The organism is Agrobacterium sp. 22117 (assembly GCF_052045735.1).
GTDB lineage: Bacteria > Pseudomonadota > Alphaproteobacteria > Rhizobiales > Rhizobiaceae > Agrobacterium > Agrobacterium cavarae.
Genome location: NZ_JBQEPP010000006.1, coordinates 19518 through 43143, shown reverse-complemented (window position 1 = coordinate 43143; position 23626 = coordinate 19518). Strand labels below are relative to the sequence as shown.

General features: G+C 55.1%; 17 protein-coding genes and 3 pseudogenes. 10 read left to right on the top strand and 10 right to left on the bottom strand.

Annotation, left to right across the window (positions count from 1 at the left end; genetic code table 11):
* Window positions 1-126: 126 nt before the first annotated feature.
* Both ACTJKV_RS17445 and ACTJKV_RS17440 read right to left on the bottom strand, forming a co-directional pair.
* Window positions 127-1179 carry a CBS domain-containing protein gene (locus ACTJKV_RS17445; RefSeq protein ID WP_440599144.1) on the bottom strand — a complete coding sequence of 351 codons (1053 nt, stop codon included), beginning with the start codon at window positions 1177-1179 and terminating at the stop codon, window positions 127-129.
* A gap of 392 nt (window positions 1180-1571) precedes the next feature.
* Entirely contained in the window at window positions 1572-2465 is an 894-nt protein-coding gene (locus ACTJKV_RS17440) for a LysR family transcriptional regulator (RefSeq protein ID WP_112963828.1), read from the bottom strand.
* Between the two features lie 120 nt (window positions 2466-2585).
* On the opposite strand from ACTJKV_RS17440, the gene ACTJKV_RS17435 reads away from it, so the two are divergent.
* Window positions 2586-3197 carry a glutathione S-transferase family protein gene (locus ACTJKV_RS17435; protein ID WP_112963829.1) on the top strand — a complete coding sequence of 204 codons (612 nt, stop codon included), beginning with the start codon at window positions 2586-2588 and terminating at the stop codon, window positions 3195-3197.
* A gap of 55 nt (window positions 3198-3252) precedes the next feature.
* Entirely contained in the window at window positions 3253-5307 is a 2055-nt protein-coding gene (locus tag ACTJKV_RS17430; protein ID WP_440599143.1) for a 2Fe-2S iron-sulfur cluster-binding protein, read from the top strand.
* A 57-nt stretch (window positions 5308-5364) separates the two neighbouring features.
* Here ACTJKV_RS17430 and ACTJKV_RS17425 read toward each other — a convergent pair whose 3' ends face one another.
* A complete protein-coding gene (locus ACTJKV_RS17425) occupies window positions 5365-6240 on the bottom strand; it encodes an alpha/beta fold hydrolase (RefSeq protein WP_113100137.1) in 876 nt (291 codons plus the stop codon).
* A 98-nt stretch (window positions 6241-6338) separates the two neighbouring features.
* Window positions 6339-6947: a TetR-like C-terminal domain-containing protein gene (locus ACTJKV_RS17420; RefSeq protein WP_112963832.1), complete on the bottom strand. Its 609-nt coding sequence runs from the start codon at window positions 6945-6947 to the stop codon at window positions 6339-6341.
* A 56-nt stretch (window positions 6948-7003) separates the two neighbouring features.
* Between ACTJKV_RS17420 and ACTJKV_RS17415 the strand changes: the two genes are divergently transcribed.
* Window positions 7004-7450, top strand: coding sequence for a nuclear transport factor 2 family protein (locus ACTJKV_RS17415; protein ID WP_284759938.1), 447 nt, complete (start codon window positions 7004-7006; stop codon window positions 7448-7450).
* Window positions 7450-8322, top strand: coding sequence for an NAD(P)H-binding protein (locus ACTJKV_RS17410; RefSeq protein WP_284759939.1), 873 nt, complete (start codon window positions 7450-7452; stop codon window positions 8320-8322). The genes ACTJKV_RS17415 and ACTJKV_RS17410 overlap by 1 nt, the downstream gene beginning before the upstream one ends.
* 397 nt (window positions 8323-8719) lie before the next feature.
* On the opposite strand, the gene ACTJKV_RS17405 is transcribed toward ACTJKV_RS17410, so the two are convergent.
* Window positions 8720-8866 (bottom strand): hypothetical protein, encoded by a 147-nt coding sequence (locus tag ACTJKV_RS17405; protein ID WP_284760085.1) that lies wholly within the window; start codon window positions 8864-8866, stop codon window positions 8720-8722.
* 31 nt (window positions 8867-8897) lie between these two features.
* Window positions 8898-9155 (bottom strand): annotated as a pseudogene (locus ACTJKV_RS17400) (Crp/Fnr family transcriptional regulator); the annotation flags it as partial.
* 111 nt (window positions 9156-9266) lie between these two features.
* Here ACTJKV_RS17400 and ACTJKV_RS17395 point away from each other — a divergent pair.
* Window positions 9267-9500, top strand: a pseudogene (locus ACTJKV_RS17395) (penicillin-binding protein 2); the annotation flags it as partial.
* Here ACTJKV_RS17395 and ACTJKV_RS17390 read toward each other — a convergent pair.
* Entirely contained in the window at window positions 9494-10111 is a 618-nt protein-coding gene (locus ACTJKV_RS17390; RefSeq protein WP_440599142.1) for a TetR/AcrR family transcriptional regulator C-terminal ligand-binding domain-containing protein, read from the bottom strand. The pseudogene ACTJKV_RS17395 and the gene ACTJKV_RS17390 overlap by 7 nt on opposite strands.
* Window positions 10112-11115: 1004 nt before the next feature.
* Here ACTJKV_RS17390 and ACTJKV_RS17385 point away from each other — a divergent pair.
* Window positions 11116-11655 (top strand): hypothetical protein, encoded by a 540-nt coding sequence (locus ACTJKV_RS17385; RefSeq protein ID WP_440599141.1) that lies wholly within the window; start codon window positions 11116-11118, stop codon window positions 11653-11655.
* 8 nt (window positions 11656-11663) lie between these two features.
* Window positions 11664-13649 carry a calcium-binding protein gene (locus ACTJKV_RS17380; protein WP_440599140.1) on the top strand — a complete coding sequence of 662 codons (1986 nt, stop codon included), beginning with the start codon at window positions 11664-11666 and terminating at the stop codon, window positions 13647-13649.
* Window positions 13650-14564: 915 nt separating this feature from the next.
* Here the strand turns inward: ACTJKV_RS17380 and ACTJKV_RS17375 are convergent.
* Together ACTJKV_RS17375 and ACTJKV_RS17370 are read right to left on the bottom strand one after the other, a co-directional pair.
* Window positions 14565-15212, bottom strand: a complete 648-nt coding sequence (locus ACTJKV_RS17375) for a DUF2161 domain-containing phosphodiesterase (RefSeq protein ID WP_440599139.1) — start codon at window positions 15210-15212, stop codon at window positions 14565-14567.
* A gap of 526 nt (window positions 15213-15738) precedes the next feature.
* Window positions 15739-16704 (bottom strand): magnesium and cobalt transport protein CorA, encoded by a 966-nt coding sequence (locus ACTJKV_RS17370; RefSeq protein WP_112520254.1) that lies wholly within the window; start codon window positions 16702-16704, stop codon window positions 15739-15741.
* A gap of 332 nt (window positions 16705-17036) precedes the next feature.
* Between ACTJKV_RS17370 and ACTJKV_RS17365 the strand changes: the two genes are divergently transcribed.
* Window positions 17037-17708, top strand: a complete 672-nt coding sequence (locus ACTJKV_RS17365) for an SH3 domain-containing protein (protein WP_112520253.1) — start codon at window positions 17037-17039, stop codon at window positions 17706-17708.
* Window positions 17709-17826: 118 nt separating this feature from the next.
* Here ACTJKV_RS17365 and traA read toward each other — a convergent pair whose 3' ends face one another.
* Window positions 17827-21039: a Ti-type conjugative transfer relaxase TraA gene (gene traA, locus ACTJKV_RS17360; protein WP_440599138.1), complete on the bottom strand. Its 3213-nt coding sequence runs from the start codon at window positions 21037-21039 to the stop codon at window positions 17827-17829.
* A gap of 237 nt (window positions 21040-21276) precedes the next feature.
* Between traA and ACTJKV_RS17355 the strand changes: the two genes are divergently transcribed.
* Entirely contained in the window at window positions 21277-21684 is a 408-nt protein-coding gene (locus ACTJKV_RS17355) for a mobilization protein (protein ID WP_440599137.1), read from the top strand.
* A pseudogene (locus tag ACTJKV_RS17350) lies at window positions 21681-23333 on the top strand (type IV secretory system conjugative DNA transfer family protein). The gene ACTJKV_RS17355 and the pseudogene ACTJKV_RS17350 overlap by 4 nt, the downstream one beginning before the upstream one ends.
* Window positions 23334-23626: the final 293 nt, after the last annotated feature.

The following is a 23626-nucleotide window of genomic DNA, read 5'->3' as shown; positions in this document are numbered from 1 at the left end:
CGTTCGCCCGTGAAGTCAAACTCGTCTACACGAGAGAGTGAGTTTCTGTAGGAGATTGAGCAGCATACGGGCTCTAATTGACAATGACAGTCGGATGACAAAGGAGGATTAAAGTAGTCCTTGTGATCAAAAGCCCCCAAAACTCCGTATTAGGTCGAGCATCTTCGCTACGTTCCTTAGGGTCGAGAGATTTTCTGACGTCAAGGGATCTGGATCAAAGTGCATGACGTCGTTTCTTATAGAATTGACTTCGATTAGCTCCTTGCAAAAGGTGGTGCGGTCAAGCTGAAGCCGAAGCTTCCCCCAGTTTTCATCGTTTTCCAAAATACGGATGTAGTTTCCGAATGTTAGGTCTGCTACGCTCTTGAACTCCTTTGGAAGATATTCCTCGCTGCATGCATTTTTAATATCGCTGATCGTAAGTTTTTTGGAAATTAATGCTCGTAGATGGTTTTCGATCTCTGCAAGTAGCAAAAATGGTGTGCTTGTCTCTTCAAACTGGTGAGTGATATCTGTTGACGTTACAATTCCAGCAATACGCTTATCCGCTGCGCGTATCAGAACATAGTTATGATCTAGGATGATCTTGATGCCCGCAAATAAAGATGCCGAGGCAGAAATCTCTTGCGCCTCGTCCATAAAGTGCTGTGCTTGAGTGCCGTCAGTTTTCGTGACGTTGCGCGCTCCAATAGATTCCCAGCTGATCACTCCCTTTACTTCACGATCAGTTGTCATCACAGGCAGCTGCGAGAAATTTCGCGCCAGCATCAAAGTAATGGCTTCCTGCAATGTCGCAGTCGGCTTGACGCTGATCGGAGGCCGGTTTGCAGATTCAATTTTACCGATCCGAAACGATGGATCATCGGGTGACTTACCATCGTTGATTGGTTCCGCAGCCTGTTCCGGAGTTGGAGCCGGTGTTACGCTACTGGAAGTGCTTTCTTTGTGCTTAGAGGTCAGCTCGAACGTAATGGGGGTATCAACCCAAATGTCCAGGTAATGTGGAACGGTACGAACGCCAGCAGCCTTGAGCTGAGAATTGATATATTCAACATTGGATGCCGTTCGGCGTTGCATTCCAAACCAAGAGAGGAATGTTCTTATCGTTACCGGAGTGGCTGTTTTCCCACTCTTTAGATCCTTCAAAACTCTTCGGAGTTCGTCTGCTATGTCAGCCATTCATATGCCCCCAACTTGTATTGCTGCAGTATGCCATAATTACGAATTTTCCGTTCTCTGAAGCAATTTATGTGGCAATATGGATGAGAGGGTTACTTCTCATGGCTCAATTAAGCAGGCTCTCTAAAAACTGCAGTCGTATAAGCGAAGATTGTACGCTGCGGTGACGAGTTTTCGCATGGTGGCGGGCCGTATCCGCGAGACGCGCCGTAGCCAATTCCCCGGACCAGGGGGATGTACGATCCCGATTTACGGATAGAGACATTGAAGGTGAAGGCGCGGAATTTTCAGAGAAATTCGGTCGGCCGAATAACGGGTCGTTGGTCCTAATCCCTTCAAGGCGTCGGACTCCGATTATCCGTTTGAATTTCATCAAACAGCCCAGTCGCGCCCTATTTTAACAAAGTCCTCAGTCGTGGCGTGGCAAAATCAAGAAACGTTCTGAGTTTCAGCGGCATCAGGCCCTGCGATAGGTGGACGAGGTGAACCGGCGATGCCTCTCGTTCAAAATCCTCCAGCAACGGCACCAGCAAGCCGGCATCGACTGCGTGCTTCGCTTGGTAGGCCATGACGCGCGTTATCCCGAGACCGGCGGCGGCTGCGTCAACCGCTGCTTCAGCGGTGTTGACGGAAAGGCGTGTGCGGATCGGCACCGCGATATCTTTTGCGCCGTCATGAAACGTCCAGAACCGTGTCGAAAGCACGCCTTCGAACGCGATGCAATCGTGGTGCTCGAGTTCGTCAGGATGTGACGGACGGGAGTGCCGCTTCAGATAGTCGGGATTGGCGTAGATCGTTGTGCGGATGGAGCCGAGGCGGATTGCGATCAGGTTGCTGTCGGAAAGCTGGCTGATGCGCAGAGCGACATCGATGTGTTCGTCGGCAAGACTGATTGTCCGGTCGCTCATCGTCAGGTGAATGTTGATGTCCGGAAAGGCTTTCAGGAAGCCCGTGATGACTGGAAGCACATGCAGGCGGCCGAAGACAATCGGCGCCGTCATTGTGAGGTCTCCCTTTGGCGCGGCGTATTCTCCGGTGGCACGGCGTTCGGCTTCTTCCACTCGCTCAAGAATTTCGCGCGCCGCAGCGACATAATTCTCCCCGGCCTCGGTGAGCAGAATCTTGCGGCTGGTGCGGGTCAGCAGGGGAACGCCGAGATGAGCCTCCAGCTCGGCCACCTTGCGGCTGACCGTTGGCAGTGGCGAGTGCAGCGCGCGCGACGCTGCGGAAAGGCTACCATGTTCCACCACGGACAAGAGAACTGCCATAGCATCAAGACGATCCATACTTGCCTTCCACAAAATGGGAGGATGATTACAGATTTAACGCTCTAATACAAAAATATGGATACTGCTAGGTTTCTCTCGTTGCCGGATGACTGTGTCCGGCCCTCAAGGGAGCCAGTCATGAAACTCTACCATTTTCCACTTTCGGGCCATGCGCATCGCGCTCGCCTCTTCCTTTCTCTCCTCAACGTGAACGCCGAGATCGTCGACCTCGATCTGGCGAACGGCGAGCACAAGACGCCCGAGTTCCTCAAGCTCAATCCATTCGGCCAAGTGCCGGTGCTGGAGGATGGCGACGTCGTCGTCAACGATTCCAATGCTATCCTCGTCTATGTCGCCACGAAGCTTGGTCGGAAAGACTGGCTGCCCGACGATCTTGCTTCTGTTGCGAAGATACAGAAGTGGCTTTCCGTCGCCGCCGGAGAAATTGCCTATGGGCCGTGCGCGGCGCGACTGATTACCGTGTTCGGAGCAGATTTCCGGGCCGAAGAGGTAATTGCCCGAGCCCACCGGGTTCTTGGCCTCATCAATGCCGAACTCAAAAATCACCCTTTCATCATCGGCAATACGCCGACCATCGCGGATGTCGCGCTTTACAGCTACATCGCTGGCGCGCCAGAGGGCAATGTCGATCTCACGCCTCATCCAGAGGTCCGTCACTGGCTGGCGAGGATCGAAGCTTTGCCCGGTTTCGTCGCTCTCCCGAAAACCGCAGTTGGCCTGGCTGCCTGACACGGTCTCTCGTTCGGGACACTGGTCCGGTCGCCGTCCCTCATAGGAGGTTCCAATGTCTGCTGAAACACCCTCACCATCGTCACCATGGCATGCGGGCGAACTTGAAATACAGCGGCACGCCGGTGTGATCGAGCAGATGGACCCAGTGGGGCGCAGGGTCTTGCGAACCTTCCTGCTTGACCAGCACCGGGAGTTCTATCCGCTGCTGCCGTTCATCGCCATCGGCTCTGTCGATGGCGATGGTACGCCGTGGGCGACGATCCGCAGTGGACGGCCCGGCTTTCTGCATTCGCCCGATCCCCATACGCTTGATGTCGAGGCCGCCAGCGATACCGATGATCCTGCCGAAGCCGGTATGAACGACGGCGATCCCATTGGTCTGGTCGGCGTCGATCTCATCACGCGCCGACGTAACAGGATGAACGGTACGGTCATCCGGGATAGCAACGACCGCTTTTCCGTCGCAGTCGGGCAGAGCTTCGGCAATTGTCCGCGCTACGTCCAAAATCGGCAATTCAGCTTTGTGCGTGATCCGGAAACGCCGCAACGCGCGGAAGTGCTTGTTTCAGATCGGCTCGGCATGCAGGAGCGTGGCATCGTCAAATCTGCCGACACGTTCTTCGTGGCCTCCTATGTGGATTGCGACGGAGAAGGGCGGCAGGTCGATGTCTCCCATCGCGGCGGCCGGCCCGGTTTCGTTCGTGTTGATGCCGATGGCAGCCTGACTGTGCCGGATTTCAATGGAAACCTGTTCTTCAACACACTTGGCAATTTCGTCGTCAATCCGCGAGCCGGGCTTTTGTTCCTTGACCATGAGACGGGTGATGTTCTGCAGATTGCTGGCAGCGTCGAGGTGATACTGGATTCACCCGAGATTGCTGCCTTCGAGGGCGCCGAGCGTCTCTGGCGCGTCACACCAGAAAAAGTGGTGCTGCGCAAAGACGCCTTGCCGCTGCGATGGAGCTTTCTCGAAAACGGCATGTCACCGAACAGCCTGATGACTGGGGACTGGCAGGAGGCTGCAAGCCGCTTGAAGGTCGCGACCCCGTCAAAGACGTGGAGGCGCTTTCGTGCTGAGCGAATTGTCGAGGAGAGTTCGACGATCCGTTCGCTTTACCTTAAGCCCGTCGATGATGAGGCCCCCATTCCGCACCTCGCGGGTCAGCATCTGCCGATCCGCATCAATGACGGTAAGGATACGATCCGCCGTAGCTATACGATATCCAATGGCCCGGCGGACGGCTTCTACAGGCTGAGTGTGAAGCGTGAGGGGCGGGCATCCACGCTCCTGCACACAATGAACGAGGGTGACGAGATCGAGGCGCTGGCGCCTGTGGGAGCGTTTACCATCGACGCGATGGAACGCAGCCGTTCGGCGGTCCTTCTTGCGGCTGGCATCGGCATCACACCATTGTTGTCGATGCTGCGCCATGTTGTTCAGACGGGCGACAGAACGCTCTATCGCAGGCCAGTATGGCTGTTCCGATCGTCAAGCAGCTTTGCCGAGAGGGCGTTCGACCGCGAAATCGGCGAACTGGTGGCGCGCAGCGAAGGGACCGTTCGGGATGTCAGGGTGCTCAGTGCGCCCGTTGTCGATGATGAAGGCCTCTTTGATGCAGCTGGCCGCGTCGATATGACGTTGCTGAAGGCATACCTGCCATTCGGCGACTATGACTTCTACATCTGCGGACCATCGTCCTTCATGCAGGCAATGTATGACGGGCTACGCGGATTGAATATTGGAGACAATCGTATCCATGCGGAGGCATTCGGTCCCTCTGGCCTGAAGCGCGATCGCGCTGTTGAGTTGTCCGCGGAGCCTTCGAAGCCCGCAGCTTCGGCTCCGACGCGCGTCGGCTTCACACAATCGAAAAAAGAAGTGCAATGGAAGCCGGGCGGAGGCTCCTTGCTGGAACTCGCAGAGCAAAGTGGCCTCAGCCCGGCCTATGGCTGCCGGGCCGGCAATTGCGGGGATTGCCGAACAAAGATCGTCAAGGGTCAGGTCAGTTACCTCTCCGAGCCTAGCTATGCGGTAGCGGATAGCGAGGCGCTGATCTGCTGTTCAGTGCCGGCTCAAACGGACGGGGATTTGCAGCTCGAGCTGTGAGCGGTGATCAACGCTTTGCTTGCCTATCCCAGCGATCTATCGCCGGGATGCGTTGCGTCAACTGCCGAGAAAGACTGCAAGTTCTCGCGCGACCGTGTCCGGGTCCTCGCGCTGTGGAAAATGGCCGACATTCTGAAGAACGATACGCTGGAATGGACCGGAGAATTTTTCGTGCAGAGTTTCGGATAGCTCGGGCGGGTTCACGCCGTCTTCCAGTCCCTGAAAGTAGAGTGTGGGTAGCGATAGGGATTTCGTTTCCCAGATTTTGGTTTCCAACCACTTGCTTGCGGGATCGACATCTGCCTCTCCCCATCGCGCCTGATAGCTGTGAAGGGTGACTGCGACCCAGTCTGGATTATCGAAGGATTTCGATACCGCATCGAACGTCGCCTCATCGAACCAGCCGTCAGGACCCCAGTTTTTCCACTGGATGCGAGTAAAGCCGTGTGGATTTTCTGCAATTGCCTCCGCGCCGCGTTTCGTTGCCATGAACCAATGGTACCAGTACCTCTGTGCCTGCTGGAATGATGGAGTTTTCAGTCCACCCATTCGCGGCAGCGAGGATACAAGCGCCATTCGCTCCACACGATCTGACCAGCCGACTGCCAACGCCTCCGTTACGCCAGCTCCCCAATCATGTCCAACGACGGAGAACGTGTCGATTCCCAGACCATCCATCAGAGCGATCGCGTCCATTGCCAGGATTTCGCTGTTGGCAGTTCTCAACGCATCTTCGTTAAGGAAGACACTGCCGCCAAATCCACGAAGGTATGGTGCGATCAATCGCAGATCGTGTTTGGCGAGTCTCGATGACACGTTATCCCACGTCGAAGCATCGTCAGGCCAACCGTGAAGAAGCAGGACGGGTTTGCCATGTTTTGCACCTGCTTCGATGAAGCTGATCCGCATATTTTCGGTATCGACGTGGGGCATACAAGGTCTCCTCTTTTGCCGAGCAACAACGAGACTGCAATTCTGGTTTCGATTGTTTTGCGTTTTAGAACGCGTTCTGCGTGTAAAGTCTTTGGCTGCTAGAGAATTTTGATGGCCGCAGCCAGAGCCTTTGCTTGCCGCTTTGTCTGATCTCTCGTTAGCGAGCGGCCCGTCACCACCATACGCCAGTAGAGTGCCGACGGGATCATATCCAGAGCCATCTCAATATCCACATTTGCGTTGATCTCGCCGCGCGCTATGGCGCGCTGAAGTATAGCGGAGCCTGCGGATCGACGGGCGCGCGCAAGACCGGCTAACGTCGAGACCAGTTCACCTTGACGGGCGGCTTCGGCATAAAGGTCCGGTAATATCCTGCGCACAAGCCGATGCCGAAGTGCACGCCGCATCATGAACAGGTATCCCTCCAGCTCTTCGATCAGGCTATCTCTTTCCGAGACATCGGTTAGGTCCATCCCCAGCTTAGCTATCGCCTCGGTAGCAATCGCGAGCTTCGATGGCCAGCGGCGATAGATGGCAGCCTTGCCTGCACCTGCGCGCGCCGCGACCCGCTCAAGGCTTATTCCGCCATAGCCATAGGATGCCCACTCCTCAAAAAACGCGCGAACCAATGCGTCGGTGAGGTCGGTACGCATGACCGCAGCACCGCTCGGGCTACGTTTTTCTTGGTCGATACTCTTGCGTTCCATCGATTGCACTCCATATATGGACGGAACGATAGCGTTCCATTCAATGGGAGTAAAGCATGATGATCGAGAATGTTGACCTGTTTCCGAGCCTGTCATCTCTCTTGCGAGAGGCGTTGGGCGATCTGGTATCGCCGAACGCAACATCATTTCTCGACATGTGCGCTGATACAATCGTCTTCGAATTTCCCTATGCACCAGAGGGGTTCACAGAGCGTCTCATTGGCAAGGCAGCACTTGAAGCATATCTTCCAACGGTCGGAGATTTGCTGACGATCGAGTCCATGAGTCTTGGCCGTGTTTTCATTTCTTCCAACTCCGATGCCGCCACGGTCGAATTCAGTTGCAAGGGATATTCTAACGAGACAGGCGCACGTTACGATCAGGACTACGTCTCGGTGATCGATTTAAAGGATGGCCTGATCACGCGTTACCGCGATTACTGGAACCCAATCATCCTTCTCAACGCCACGGCGTCGTCGTCATCCGCAGAGGAGGCTGGATAATGGACAACGCTCACAAGATGAATGTTCTTGTGACAGGTGGTACCGGTACAACGGGGCGGTTGGTGGTGCGAGGCCTGAAAGAGCGAGGTATTGCAACGAAAGTCGGCACGCGCAGGCCATCGACCACGGACGAGGTTCTATTTGACTGGCAGAAGCCGGAAAGTGCACGGGCGGCTTTTGCTGGCATGGATGCGGTCTATGTGGTTGCGCCAACGAATACCAGCGATCATGGCTCAGTGGTTTTGCCAGTCCTCGAAATAGCGCGGTCATGTGGAGTTCGGCGCTTTGTTCTCCTAAGCGCATCATCGCTGGAGGCGGGTGGACCGATGATGGGGCAGATCCATGCCTATCTGAAGGACAACGCTTCAGAGTGGACAGTTCTGCGTCCAACCTGGTTCCTGCAAAACTTTTCCCAGAAGCATCATCTAAATACGATCCGCCAAGAGAGCGTCATCTATTCCGCCACAGGATCGGGCAGGGTCGGCTTCATCGACGCAAGCGATATCGCCAGAGCAGCGGTTAGCGCATTGCTCGCGGACCATTCGTGGAACCGCGATTTTATTCTGACCGGTCCTGAGACGTTGTCCTATTCGGATGTTGCATCCAAGCTTACGGACGTTCTGGGAAGAGCGATCCGGCATGTGAATCTGGACGTCGATCAACTTGTCGATCGATACTGCGATGGTGGTTTGGATAGGACCTATGCTGAGACCTTGGCCTTGATGGATAAGTGGATTGAAGACGGGAATGAGGATCGCGTCACTGACAGTGTAGGCACGCTAACTGGAGAATATCCAAATTCGGCGGATGGTTTCATGCGGCAGCACAGCGGGTGCTGGACGTATCTAGTAAAAGGTCAAAAAACCGAATGATCGTTATCTGCCGCTAGTCGGCTTTGACGTAATGACTACACGCAGTTTTGGGGTTCAATCCCTTTCAAGAGCTAACGACAGCACGCTGCAATTTCTGACTTCCGGTCTCGCCCGTAAGGTCGTCACGGCTAAGGCGGACTAGGGCTGCATGCTGTTCTGCCATTTCGACGCTTTCTGCGGTAATTCTGATACCTTATGCACGCGCCATATCGATCATGTCCAACACAAGAACTCTACTGCCGCTGCGTCGTCATCCGGTTTCGGCTCCACTGAGCTGCACAAAAAGAGACACGCCAACTCGAGTATTGGTTCTGCGATTTTGATGCCAAGTAGTGGCAGCTGCCGGCTCTCCGCGACGATGCAATAGCGGAGCGCGGTTCGGAATTTGTGCGCACTGTCAGACGTGTTCAAGCCTGCGCTCCTGCACCAGTTTACTGAAGATTGGTAAAAGCTCCTCCAAAAACCTCTCCCACGCTTTGGGGGCTATGGTCGTGATCTGGGCCGCCAGCAATAAGCGATCGGTATGCTCGTTCTGCCACTCCATATGATCCGCCTACAAAAAGCTCTAGGCCGGGACGATCTTTCAGCGTGATGAGACCTCTCGTTGAGCGTATGAAACCGTTTCCTTCCAAGACGTGAAGCGCGGTTGTGACGCTTGCCCTGCGCACCCCAAGTATGTTCGCCAGACTATCGTGAGTTAAAACGATGTCGTTTCCGATAAGCCTGTCGTGACACATCAAAAGCCATCTCGCCAGACGCTTTTCTATTTTCTGGTGGGTTAGTGAACTAACGGTGGATGCTGTTTGAAGCAGGAGAATGCGGACGTAGCCCATAAAAAGTTTTCCAATGAACCTGTCGTTAGGAAACAATCGCACGAAAGATCCAGCCTCCATGACATAACCCGCTCCCAGGACTAGAACCTCCACACTCACGGGGCAACTGCTGCCGCGCACCTAAATTTCAACGCCTTCCTCGCCGCGTTCCCCATCGACAAACCGCGCTATGTCGTTCTGACGATCATCGACGCGCCGCTGACCGGGGAGAAGGGCGGCAGGCTTGCAGCGTACACGGCGGCCCCCATGGCCAAGGCAATTATTGCTCGTTCAGCGCCGCTTCTTGGCGTCCAGCCACGGTTTGGGGAAGACGATGGAGGCGACAGCCTTCTTGTGAACTACTGAAGATGATTCTCGTAGATAACGTACTCCTTGATTGACGTTTGGCTCTCGAATGGACGTGTTGTTCCGGGTGAGGAAAGCGCATTTTCGATCAGCTCGATCTGGTAGGCCTTTTTGATCGATTGCCCGGTGAAGAATATTCTGTAGATGATCGGGACAAAGATCATGTCCATAAGGCGGTCGGCCACGGGCACGACTTCTCCACGCTGAGCGCAGCGATCAATCAGACATACGAGGTTTTGATAAACGTAGCCGGCCGCCGCCTGCGCTGCGCGGACGTCGTTGATCCGTTCACGAAACAGGGCGTGACCAGGTCCCGACGAGATGTCATCGACCACTTGCTCAACCCAGATTTCGAGATCTCCGCGGAAGCTTCCAGTGTCCATGGGTATGCTGTCGGGGACTAAGCGCTCGTTGGCGACATCTTCGAGGAGTTTCGAGAGGCTTTCCCACCGCCGATAGATTGTGGATGGCGGAACTTCGGCTCGTTCAGCGATCATTGCTACCGTGATGTCTCGGCCATGATGCTCTTCGAGCAACGCCCGAACTGCGGCGTGAACAGCGATCTGTATCCGTTCGCTTCGTCCGCCAGGTCTTATGAGTGCTCGCGCCACCAGTTGCCTCCACACTTCGAAGTTCAAAGTTTAGAGCGACTAGCACGGGATGGGCGCTTTCGATACCCATGAAGGTAAGCGCTTACTGCCGCACCATGTCGGACTGGGTAGCGAGATGTACAATTATCCAAACAGATCATCGCATCGAAGCACTCAGATCTAAGACCGCTGTCGTTCCCCAGTACCAGGAGTAGACGAGAAACTAGGTTTGACCCTCTAACCCTCCACAGACCCGAAAAGATTGTTGTATATCAGATCATTAGATTAAAAGAGTTGGTAGTCGTCGGTTCGACCCCCTTCAAGAGCGCTAGTTACAGTTAGCCACCGTTGATGGGTTACGGATTAAAAAATGGTTCTGCTGGCAAATAGACTCGAAATTTCGGGATCATGACGACGCGGCGCTACCGGTCGGGCGAATTCGACTATCACGGTTATAACTCTGGCAAAGGCGACACTTCCTGCGGGGCTGCCTTATGAAGCGGCCACGGTGATCATGACGAGAACCAGCGATTGCGGGCGTGGGTCGGATTATTCCGCTGTAGCGGCTGCAGCTTAAGCAGGCTGCGCGCAAACCATCGGAAGACACTCTCGGCGCAGACACATTATGGGGCGACCACATGTCGACCGCGCAAGCAGGCGCTAGACAGCTTTGAAGACGACATCGCCCAATCGATCAAACACGTTGCACAATTGCCGAAATACCCTTGATTGGCACAAAGCGAGTAGACAACCGCTGCACACTTTTGCGCGACATGTTTTGGGTGCATTTTAACAAAGTCACTAAAGCAATAAAAACTACCTTCAATTGTAAAATCGAGTTGATTAGCGGCGCGGCCCCCCTTACAAGGTCCTAAGGGATGTATTTATATTAGAAAGTTTGATTGTGTCGCGTTACGAAAACAACGTTCTTGCGGGTGAAAGCAGATCAGATGCGGCCTTCAGGATCATCCGTTGCTCTTACGGCTTGGTATACTGGAAGGATGCGGCCGCATCATGCACGATCCATGAGACTTAAGTATCTCGTTGCGCTTTCAAGCGCTGTTATCTTTGCTGGTTTGGCCTTCCATTTCTTTACTTCCGAACCCGGCGGTCTCAGCAGCAACATTCCAGCCGGCATAGAGATCGACAGAACAGAGCAGGTTAGAGCGTATACAAGCGGCTTTGGAGGTCCCGGTGATTTCTACGTCAAGTTTGCCGTCTATGGTTTGTCAAAAGCCACGGCTGAGGAGATCAGCGAAAAGGGCGAGACGTTCTTCAAAAACTTGAAGTGTTGCTCGGAACAAACCTCAGAAAGAGTCGATGTCAGGTACCAGTCTTGGACTCAAACTCCCGGGCCACTAGAGACTTGGTATGACGATAAAAAATTTCAGCGCATTAGTGATTATCTTCTACATCGCGAAATCGACGTCGATCTTCCAAAAAAAGAGCTCGAGGAAGCACAATCATCTCTTTCGACGGATGGAAGCTTTCTGGGAAGACAGTCACACGGCTACCTTCTGATCAATCCCAATACTCGTAAAATATACTACTTTTACGCCAACTAGAGGTCGACTTGATAGTACATTCTTATACAGATTTGAGCGTGAGAAATACAATTCTTCAGTACTTATATGGGACATTCGACCCTAGCTGGGATTTCGCCGAAAGGTTTCGCGAGGACAGCAACGATGCTGGAAATTCCCTGACTGTCGGTCTTCAGGGCTTCATGCTAGATGGACCAGGGCGATACATTAAGCCAAGCAACTTTAGTATAGTTTCGGCATTTTTCGATAGCGCCAAAATAATAGAAGATGGAATCTACAGCTTAGAGCAATTACTTGGCCTCACCGGCTTCGAAGACAAAAGCGCCTATAAAAGCATCAGGCAGTATCCCATCGATATCTTGTCGTCAGATTACGACGAGCGCGCCTTTGTTTGGGGCACTACCGGGTACCGTATCAAAGATGCTGTGTTTACGGTCGAGGACGGGCATAGGACGATAGGTTCGCTCGAAATTGTTGCTGATACTGACAATTTCGACTTCGAAGGAGGCGAAGGAACAGGTGCTATCAACCCAATTTTGAAGAACCTCGTCGATCCCATGAATATCGGAATCAAATTCAACATAAACTTCGTGGGTCAGGGATCGATATTCGAGAATTACTCGAACTCCGATTACGTAGACGACTCTGCGTGGTACTCAAATCTTCTATCTTCAGAGTCGGTTTGGAAAGCTTACCTGGGAGGATTAGAGAGCCTGGGATTTGTGCGTGCGCTCAAATACGATCCACTTACCAGCTTTATAGAAGAAGGCAGAAATGTCCTCTACGGCGACCGCACGGCAGATGACACCCTGGATGCGCATTGGCCCTCGAACAATGTCGGGCCTGATCCCCTGCCAGTAGTTCTCGTAGGTGGCGTAGGGCACGATACTTTGATCGGCAGCGAATTTTCGGATTTGTTATTTGGCGGAACAGGAAATGATATCATACATACCGGGAGGCCACCTGAGGAGGACGGCCCACTTACTACTTGGGATTACACTGATACGGTCTTCGCTGGGGACGGCGACGATTTGGTATATGCCCGTGGCGGCGAAGCATTAATCTCTCTTGGCGCCGGAGACGACAAAATCGAGTTCTCTGAATATAATCGAGCTGTGGTTTGGGGCGGTTCAGGCGCGGATATATTCTCTTTTTCTAACTCGGCCAATGTGAGACTTGTAGAGATCCCGGGCCTTACAGAGGAGGTATTTTCAAGAATATCGTTTGAAAAAATACTGCCACGTTACCTAGGTGGCCGGGAAGATCCGATTACGCACATAATCATTAATCCCTCCACTGACGACAGATTTTTCCTGGATGGGAAAGAATTGGCGGACATCATCGTCACGCAGGACACGGAGGTCAAAGAGGGTTGGGATTTCACGTACGAGCACGAAGGCCAGAACCTCAGAGTTCCGAAAGAACTCACGCAAACGACAGAAGTTCATAATACCTATCAGTATGCACTTGCTGCATACAATTCAGTAAAAATAAGGGTAGCTTTCGATCACTACAGCATAGACCGGCTAGGTGTTCATTTTGAATTTCCGCAATCGTTGGACGGAGAGCAAAAAGTATTCAAAATTAACGGATTTTCCAATGGAGAAGCTGGAATAATATTGCCGGGATACCCGGCAGAGAGTCAGGATATTCGTGACGTTTATAATCGTGAATATGATCTGCTAGAGTATGATGACGTTTATGTACAAGGCAACAACGAGAATGACTGGTATCAATACACCCTAACGTTGGATCGCCCAGGTGAAAACAGTGGCGAATATGAATGGTTTGAATCGTCCTTATTTCTCGCTGCTTCTGCGCAGCCTTACACCATCCGAATCCCTACTAAGATCAGGCTCCATGCGGATCGCGAACTGCTTGAACACACCGAACGACTGGACGGGAGCCTAAAGCCGCCGGAGTTTGATGAATCTCGTAAGATTCTGCTTCCTATTGAAAGGTTCGTTATAAAAAAACGGGGAGCAACCGGCAGGCAATCCAGCTTTTGTGGGTAGCGATCCTGCAGAACGCTTCGTCGGCTCTACCTCAACACGTGCGGTTGATTACTCTGGTTCTACCGAAGCGATCTCCGTCGATCTCACAACGGGTCGTGGCACGGACGGAGACGCAACTGGTGACCGTTATATCGGTATAACAAAAGTAATCGGCATGACCTGAGACCCATCTTCCCTCCGGTTTTCAAGAGAGTCTGGGGTTTTTTGCTCTGGGGCCAAACTTTGGACCGCCGGGAACTAGAGTTTTCCGGCTCTGATCACGATGGCGTGCTGGTGGCGCCACCGGGATTATGCAGGTCAATCGGGACGTTATATCCGGTTGCCGAGTGAGTGCGTTCCTCACTGGACTCTCTGACCTTCGACGCCTTTGCAAAAGGCATCGTCGACCGCTTTCTGCAGTTGACCCCGGAGTGGTGCAGACCCCCTACGGGATACCACATCGTGTTTCCCACAAAACCCGTCTGGGACGAGTTTCTTAGAAGCGGCGAGCCGCCGGACCGCCTTGGCGGTCGACGCGCGGTCATGGTTCTCACGCGCGATGACGTTGAGAGATGGGGCCCGCTACCCCTAGAGTTTGTTTTGCCTTAGCGTAGCGGCTAAAATACGTAGAGGCCTACTTTCGACCGGAAAGCTTCACGCGGTTGACCAGACTGCCACGGCAGCCCGGCCAAAAACCGATCCCCTAACGTGTCAGGCTGACAGGCCGCTTTGCAAATGATGTAGGCACGCTGTAGCGGTTCCACTAGAAGTAATCAGGCATGGTGGTGAGACGCATTTGCTCTGCTCGCCGAAGCTGTCAAACGCGGTGGGTGAGCTTCGCTACTCGAAACAGCAACGAACCAGCGGCGTTACCCGATTATAAGACTTTCAGCGGCCTAGTGCTGTGATCCCGCAGACAGGGATTAGTTCGCCGATTCATATCGCCCAACGCATCAACGCTTCGCGGCCGGCATCGGTCAGGCCATAGATGCCTCGGTCAATCCGCTCGAACCACCCATACACATTCGAGAGTAGTATTTTACCAGCGTCGGGAGCGCTCTGTCTCAGATCGCGAACTCGTAACGGCCCTTGTGCCAAGGCTTTCGCACATCCGAGCGCTTGCTGCCGATACGCAGTCATGAGAGGTGTACGTGTGCTACCGCCAACGACAGGATCACCCAGGCGTCTCTGGTGCTCGCGCACAAGCCGCGAGCGTCGCTTGGGATTTGTCCGCGGCATCGGGGATATCGAACTGACGATGACATCGACATGGCCGCCTTCCGAGATGGCGAGCATTCCTATCCCCAGCCGTCGACAAAGATCGCGATAACGCTTGTCTGTTTCCCGCCCTTTGCCGCGGACAGACATTTTCGCTGCGATCCACACCTCGTCCGATATCGATGCTCGATCAACAGCCTGAAGGATCAATTCGAGGTTAAACGCCAGCTTCAGTTCGCAGACCACGATTACGGATGGATCATCGTCACGTATACCCATTAGGTCGCACCCCCCGATTTCCCCCTTCACCAGATATCCTGCCTTCTCTAGAAAGGCTTTCACAGGTTTATAAAGGGAGGTTTCCATGGCGGTACTCAGAAGAATCGTCTGCCGACAGTACATGGAAGACCACTCGAATTCACCAATTTACATCGGCATCGGCAATTCTTGGCCAAGTCTAACGTAACTTGAGAGGCATTCGGGGGAATTGTGCCCTTTTTCGACTGAGGGCAGACCTATCGGAGCATTTTGACCCGACCAAGTGAAATAGCGACAAACCTAAGGAGCGCAATCAAAACGGCGGCGTTTGCGGTTCGCAGTTCTGTACTGAAATGGCGCGCCCGAAGAGATTCGAACTCCTGACCCTCGGATTCGTAGACCGGGTAACGTTGCATCTACTTATCTCGGCTAAGAGGAATGCATTTAAACATTGGCTTATCTATGGTTGGCAACCGGTTCAGAGTAATTGCCTAAACCATGTGAAGTCAGCACCGATTCGCCTTCGCAAGCCGAAGAGGCGGCGCTCGGCTTAGCACGCGAGCGGTGCAGCTAGTCCAATGCGTGTTTGAATTATTCTGGCCAAATCTTGCGATGGACCGCGCCAGCGTGGCGACTACACCCAGCCTGCTTTTTTGAAACGGTAATAAAGAATGGCGCAAAGCACCAGAATGGTCCCTATTACAACGTAATATCCGTACTCGGTCTTCAGCTCAGGCATATTCTCGAAGTTCATACCGTATATGCCAGCGATTGCGGTAGGCACGGCCAGGATCGCCGCCCATGCAGCAAGCTGTCGAGTGATCGCGCCTTGCCGCTGTTGCTCGAGAAGATTTGCGGCTTCGAAGACGGATGTCACGATATCGCGCAGGCCGATCACCATGTTTTCCACGCGACGAACATGATCATGAACGTCGCTGAAGAACGGTCTCGCATTGTCGTCGACGCAGGGAAGTTCGAGGTGGGCGAGTTTGCTGGCAACTTCCGCCATTGGACCGATCACCCTCTGAAACTTGATGACCTGCCTGCGCATCCGGAAGATCCTGCGGATCTGTTCTGGTTCGAGGAAGGAGATGAGGACGTGCTTCTCGATATCCAGCACCCGGTCTTCGATCGTTTCGACGAGTGGCAGATAGCCATCGACGATGAAGTCAAGGATTCCATGAAGAACATAGTCGGGACCGTGCGAGAGGAGCTGCGGCGCTTGCTCAAGTTGTTCGCGCAGTTTCTGGTGTGATCGTGCCGATCCGTGCCGGACTGTGATGACGTGCTGTTGGCCGACAAAGATACAGGTCTCACCGTAGATTATCTTGTCGTTTTCCAGATGGGCGGTCTTGGCGACGACGAAGAGCTGATCGCCATAGATGTCGACTTTGGGGACCTGCCTTCCGTTGAGCGCATCTTCGACCGCGAGGGAATGAAGCCCGAACATCGTCTTGAGGTACGCCATTTCTTCGACCGTTGGATCGCTCAGTCCGATCCAGACGAAGTCGCCTGCGGTGGTTTCGAAAGGTTGTGAAGAGAGTGCGACCGCGTCGGCGCGCTTGCCGTTGCGGTAGAGATAGGATGCGACGACTGTCATCTGGGTCCGTTGAAGCTGCCGGGGCGGGAGTCACAATAGGTAAAGAGATCGAAGACTTGATACACGCAAAGTCGGTGGGGAGGTAGGGCTTTGAAATCCGCGGCCGAGAATTCAATCGACACACTAGGCGTTTGCCGCAGACGAGATGATTAGCTTTGCATTCGACGTTCTCGGGTCAAGCTAGTGCGGTTCGATTTTCAGCAGGGGGCCTTAAGTCGTCGAGAGCCTCTCGCTCACTCCACCCGCAGGATGCGCTCGGTATAGTTGAACCATGTTGTCGTACTACTTGATCAAAGCGCGTGGCCTCTGCAATAGTGCTTTAGGGGGCGCTTATGCAAAAACGGTACTGGCTGCTATGCGGCGTCATCTTGCTGGGGATCGTAAAACTCGGCGAGACGCCAGAGGGTGGCCGAGGTGTGGCACCTCCATCACTAACAGCCACTGTGCCATCTGCTCCCGCCAAACTCGAGCCGGATCAACCGTCAAATCCTCTGCAACTGCCGACACCCGCTGAGCGCTCGACACCCGTGCCTCCTGTGCAAGACACTGAGCGGGCTGACCCTAAGTTCGTGCGGGCAAACAGCGTTGCCTTGAGACAATCGCCGAACGCAAAAGCCAATATCCTAGACCGCCTGAATATGGGCAAGCGAGTGATGGTGTTGGCACATGAAGGCCAATGGTCGCGCGTGAGAGACCACCTTACAAAGCGAGAAGGCTGGGTTGCGAGCAGGTTTCTCAGCGACGATGAACCCGTTGCGAAACGCGAAGCACCGGAGGTCAAGGAGACCGTCGAGGTCAAGCCGAAGATTTCGCCGTCGATTATCATCCAGAGGATTATTGCGGAGTCTATTGCGGGCTATCCTGGGACGTGCGCGTGCCCGTACAGCACGGACAGGCGCGGCCGAAAATGCGGCAGCAGGAGCGCTTATGCCAAACCGGGAGGGTATTCGCCGATCTGCTTTGCCGACGATGTGACGAGATCGATGATTGAAGCCTACAACTGAACCGCATTTGCACCTGAACGCTGTCGTTTTGGTTGGCAACCAGTGGCCAAGCCCTCCATGTTGAGAAGGTGCTAATTCGCCAAGGATGGTGTCGCGCGCTTCGAACTACCCCGATTGCTTAAAGCCTGAGGCCCAATCCCTTCTTCAACGAGTGCTCGAGCTCATACGTCCTTCTCTGTTCGGCCGTATGTGCCCGCTCAACCAGCCACGCGACGTTCCTGATACGATCGACCTGTTGAAGCTGATCCTTGCCTAGCCGGAGATCCATCTTCTCCAGCTCCAGCCTGTTGCGCGTTCCGAAGCGTTTCTCCAGAGCACTTGCAATCGCTGCTGCTTCGGCCAGTGCCTGCTGACCATCTGGTGTCTTCGTCATCCGCTCGAGGAACCGCGGCTTCTGCTCGCTGTCGAGCTGATCGAACGCTTTGAGGATCGCCTCGCTCTTGGGTGTCAAACCGGGCACTTCGACGATGTCACGCTTCTCGCGTTGCCACTCTTCCGACCGGCGCGCTTCGTCCAATCGCCGCTCCCAGGTTTCTGCCGCATGTCCGACATGGCTGGAGAAACCTTTCGCTCTGCTGAGTGCCTGCTTGCGCTCTGCATTGTCGCCGAAGAGGCCGGTCTTGCCCCGCAAGGCCCCAAACTGCTCCGGTCGTTCACGGACCGCTTTGACCAGTTCGGCTTTGTCTATTTTGTCATCCAGGATGAGGCCCTTGAAGGTGAGAGCAACGGTAAAGGAATCCTGATAAACCGGGCCTGCCATCGACTGCAGATGCTCGATCTCACGTTCCAGATGTGGCATCGCATTGTGCCGCGCCACCTCGTCGATGGTGCGGTCATAATGCGTGATCGCGGGCACGAGCGGGGCAGTGATGTCTTCGACTTGCGAGCGCGTCTGTTCGAGCGGTTTCGGAAGATTGATGCCACGTTCCTGCTGATGCATTTTTGTTCCGAGTGTGGCGACCTCCAGGTCGTCTGTCTGGCTCGCTTTCGTTTGCAATCCGCGTCGCTCGGCAAACACCTGCTCATAATCGAGCGTGGTTTCCTTGACGCCGGAGCGGCCCATGCTGGCGACCATCTCCTTCATGTCCTTCAGCTCATCACGACCGGCATAGAGCGTCACTGCATCCCGATGACGGGTCATGGCGACATAGGTCAGATGCCGGTCCATGGTGGAGGATGCCATGACGAACGCGCGGTCGACGGTTGCGCCCTGGGCCTTGTGGATGGTGGTGGCGTAGCCATGATCAAAGGATTGGTAATCTTTGACCGGTAGAGCGAGATGGCGGACGTTGTTTGATCCGCCCGAAGATCCGTCGAGCCGCAAATGTAGTGCGTTCGGCTCGACGGCTTCCACCGTCCCCAACATGCCGTTCTTCACATCGAGATCACGGTTGTTTTCCAGAAGGACTATGCGATCGCCAGGGGCAAAAGCGCGCTCGCCGTTGACGGTCTGATAGACGCGCTCGCGGTTGGTTCGGCCTTCACCGTATCCTTGTTCACTGCGAGCTTGACCATCACTTTTTGCCAGCAATCCTTCCGCCTGAAGTCGCTCCCGGATACCGTCATTGATGGCCCGAACATCAATCCGCCGATGCGCCAATGCGATGCGTGAGCCCTCCGGGTTCTGCGCCCGATCGGCAACATAATCGCGGATCAGATCGGCACAGGCCTGCTCTCGATCATTGGCAAAGCGAATGCTGTTTCGCTCCGCATACTGCTGCAATCCGTCCGCCGTGCGATGCGTGGCAAAGGCGACGGACGCCTCCCGCTGCCAGTCGTGTTTCTGGCGGCGGATGTCTGTGAGTTCGACCGATCCAATACGCTCGGCAATGGCCCGGAAGGGCGAGCCTGCACCGATCGCCTGAAGCTGCTCATGGTCACCGACGAGCACCAGCTTTGCACCGCGCGTTTCGGTCTCTGCAACAAAGCGGGCCAGCTGTAGACTTCCCACCATGCCAGCTTCATCGATGACGAGAATGTCGTTGCGGCCAAGCTCAATTCGGCCACGGCTCCAGCCATACTCCCAGGAGGCAAGCGTGCGGGCCGCAATCCCCGATGAGGTGGTCAATCCTTCTGCCGCCTTGCCGGCAAGGGCCGCCCCATGAACACGATAGCCTTGTGCCTCCCAGGCCTCACGCGCCGCAGACAGCATTGTCGATTTGCCAGCTCCGGCAAAACCGATCACAGCGGCAATCTGGTTGGGGGATGTGATGTGTCGAACAGCGGTTCTTTGCTCATCCGTGAGACCCGAACCGCCGAGCATCGCATCCTGCCGGCGGAGCGCCTGATCAATCTTGTTTGCGCTGACGCGATGATTGTTTCGCTCCGCCATGCGCAGGCTGCTTGCTGCCATCGCGTGCTCGACCGTGATCATTTCCCGCGTCGAGTATTTTGCCAGTTTGCCGTTCTGCTCCGGCAAAAGCTCGAAGAGCTGAGGTGAGGCCATGACAGCGGCAAAGGCGCGCTGGAAACCGTCATTGTCGTTGATATAGCGATGAATGGTGCGGGCGATGTCATGACGGTCGAAGACGCTTCTCTCGTCGGTCAGAATGCGCAGAACCTCTTCCGGCTTTCTGCGGATGAGATCAGCGTTTTTCTTCGCTGCTTTCTCTTCGAGACGAGTCCTGGATACGTCGAGCCCACGCCGTTCCATCTGGCTGGCATGCACCCCCATATGCTCGGTTGGTGAAAGTTCCAGGCCACGATCAAGATGCGATCGATGATCGACACGGACATCGAGACCAGCCTCCAGCAGATGGCGATTTGCGTGATCGGCAAAGGCTTTGCGGATGTCGCGCATCTGCATGTGCGAGGTGGGCAGACCGTTTGCCAGCAACCATCTGTTCTCGCGCTCGATCATGGTCTTCTCGCCAAGACCGTCTGGTGTCACCTCGCGCGTCGTCATCATCACATGGGCATGGACATTGCGGATGTCGCTCTTGCCTTGCGGAACATGAATGGCGAAGTCGACGGCAGCACCGTAGCGGTCTGCCAGATCCTGGGCAAAGGCACGGGCGAGCGACAGGCGGGCGTCTGCACTCAGTTCATGCGGAAGAGCGATCTCGAACTCACGGGCAACGCGGCTATCTCTTCGGCGCTCTGCCGCTTCTGCGGCATTCCAAAGTGCAGAGCGATCCAACGCCCAGTCTGCATCGACATCGTCGGGTAGAACGATCTCGGAATGAACCACACCCTTCTTGGCAGTGAAGTCATGGGTGAGGCCATCGCGCTCGTTGGTGAGCAGGCTTGCGGTTCGGTAGGCGATTGCCGCGACGGCACTTCGCCCGCCCGATCGGCTGACCGGCTTTGCGCTGCAATGATAGATCGCCATCATTCCCCCGCGATAGACAGATCCGACAGGCAGACAGTCTCCAACTGTCCGTTGTTCTCTGGCCAAAGGGCGCAAACCACGCGCCAAAATTTGCGCAACTCGTAAGTGCGCCCTTGTGCCTTAACCGGGGGTAGCTGCGACATGGCGACTATTCAACTAGCACAAATGCCAGTGGCCAATTGGAGAGGGGTTTCCTTGAATGCCTGGCTTTGACCCATCAACAACAGGGAGAGAGGCATGCGCAAACCCATCGAACAGCGGATCAGGGAGCTGGAAGAGCAGAAGAAGGCGCTGCAATCGCGGCTGGAGAAGCAGCAGCGGGCAGAGACGACACGGCGCAGGATGCTGCTCGGATCGTTTGTTCTGGAACGGCTGGAGCAGGAGGGAGATTCCGCACATCGACAGGGAGCGATGGACGCCAAGCAGTTGCGACAATGGCTGGCTCGCGAGTTCCCGGCCTACCTGAGCCGCGATGCTGACCGGCTCTTGTTCGTCGACCTGTTATGGCCACAGAGTGAGACCAATTCGTCCGCGCCACAATCGCCTAGCACTGGACTGGATGGCGCCATCGATGAGGCTGCACTGACGCTCCTGGATGGCGCGCAACGATCTCCCAGCGAGGACGGAGGCACCGTGCAGCCATGACGGTCTGGGGCTTTGTGAAGGCGGTCGTGACTGCACCGTTTCTTGCAGCCATCTGTGCAGCGATCGGCTGGGTGAATGCAGGCACGATCATCGTCCTCGACTTCGTGGTGCATTGGGCGTTCGGCTTGGAGCAGGGACTGATCAGTCAGGTCCTGCTGGTCGTGGCAAAGCACCTGCCGCTTGTCTTCGGGGTGTTCGGGTTCGTGGGGGCCTTCGTCTCCCAGGTGCCGGTGCAATCGGTGTTCGGCACGGCACGCTGGGCCAGTGCAAAGGACATCGCATCGATGGTGGGGAAGCATCGTGCCGGTCTCATCATCGGACGCGATCCGCAAACGAAAGCTTTGCTGCGCTATGACGGTCCCTCGCATCTGATGACGATGGCGCCAACGCGAACCGGCAAAGGTGTCGGCACGATTATTCCGAACCTGCTGACACTTCAGCGTTCCGTCATCTGCATCGATCCGAAAGGAGAGAATGCCAGGATCACGGCGCGGGCAAGGGAACGCTTCGGCGCACTGCATGTACTTGACCCGTTCGGAGTGACGGATCGGCCATCCTCCTGCTTCAATCCGTTTGCGCATCTCGATGCCAATGATCTCGATATCGCGGAGCATGCTGACACGCTTGCCGATGCTCTTGTCTATGACGAACCGGGCAGTTCTGGTGACGCGCACTGGAATGAAGAAGCCAGGGCACTGATTGCCGGTCTGATCATGATGGTGGTCGCGAGCGAACCGCCGCATCGTCGTCATCCGGCAACGCTGCGCGACTATCTGACAAGAGCGCCAAAGGCATTTGCCGACCTGCTGACACGGATGCAAGAGAGCAGATGCTGTGACGGACTGATAGCACGTGCCGCCAACCGGCATCTGGGCAAGTCCGATCGCGAGGCATCGGGTGTTCTGTCATCGGCGCAGCGCCACACGCACTTCCTCGATAGCGCGCGGATGAAGCGGGTGATGGACCGATCGGACTTTTGTTTTGCCGATCTGAAGCAGAGTACGCAGTCGGTGTTCCTGGTGCTGCCAACGGACAGGCTTGGCACCTATGCACGATGGCTGCGATTGATGATCAGCCAGAGCCTGACGGAGATGGTAGGGACGCGCAACGGCGCATCACCATTCGAGAGCGTTACCCCGCCAGAAGGGGCCGCTACATCATTCTGCAAGCGGAAGAGAGCCGTTCCCGCAAACAAGTCCGTGCTGTTCCTGCTCGACGAGTTTGCAAGCCTTTAGCGGTTGGCGGCTGTCGAGCGTGCCATGGGGCTGATGGCAGGCTACGGCGTGCAGCTCTGGCCGATCCTTCAGGACATTCATCAGCTGCGTGCTCTCTATGGCAAAGGTGCAAGCACCTTCCTTGCCAATGCCGGCGTGCTGCAGGTGTTTGGTGTGAATGACATCGAGACGGCCGGGCTTGTTGCACGCTCGATCGGCAAGCGAGATGCGCATTACATGACGGCGTCGCATAGTGAAGGCAAGCAGACGAACTCGGAGCATATTGCTGCCCGCAACCTTATCAATGCCGACGAGATCATGCGATTGCCGGATGACAGGATGATCCTTCTTCGGCAGGGGCATTATCCGGCGAAGCTTCGAAAGATCCGGTACTATGAGGACAAGGAGTTCAAGGGCCTGTTCGAGCGGATCTGAGAGCGATACAGGCGCCAGAGACAGGGACCGACAAAGCGCCAGACGAAGTAACTGGCATCGAACGTTAACGCGGTTCAGCAAGCAACGAGAACGGCAGTCACTGCGACGGAAGATGGATGGCGATGATCGAGCCTGTCCTGACGGGAACGCGCTCACACATAGCGCCGAAGTGAGCGGCAGGACAGGCGCGCGTCTTGCTCTGAAGGGTGAGAGGGAAACGCCGATAACGCCATCGTCGGGAAAGACGTCCGACGGCAAACGAAAGCCGCGTGGATGACGCCAGGCGGCTTTCC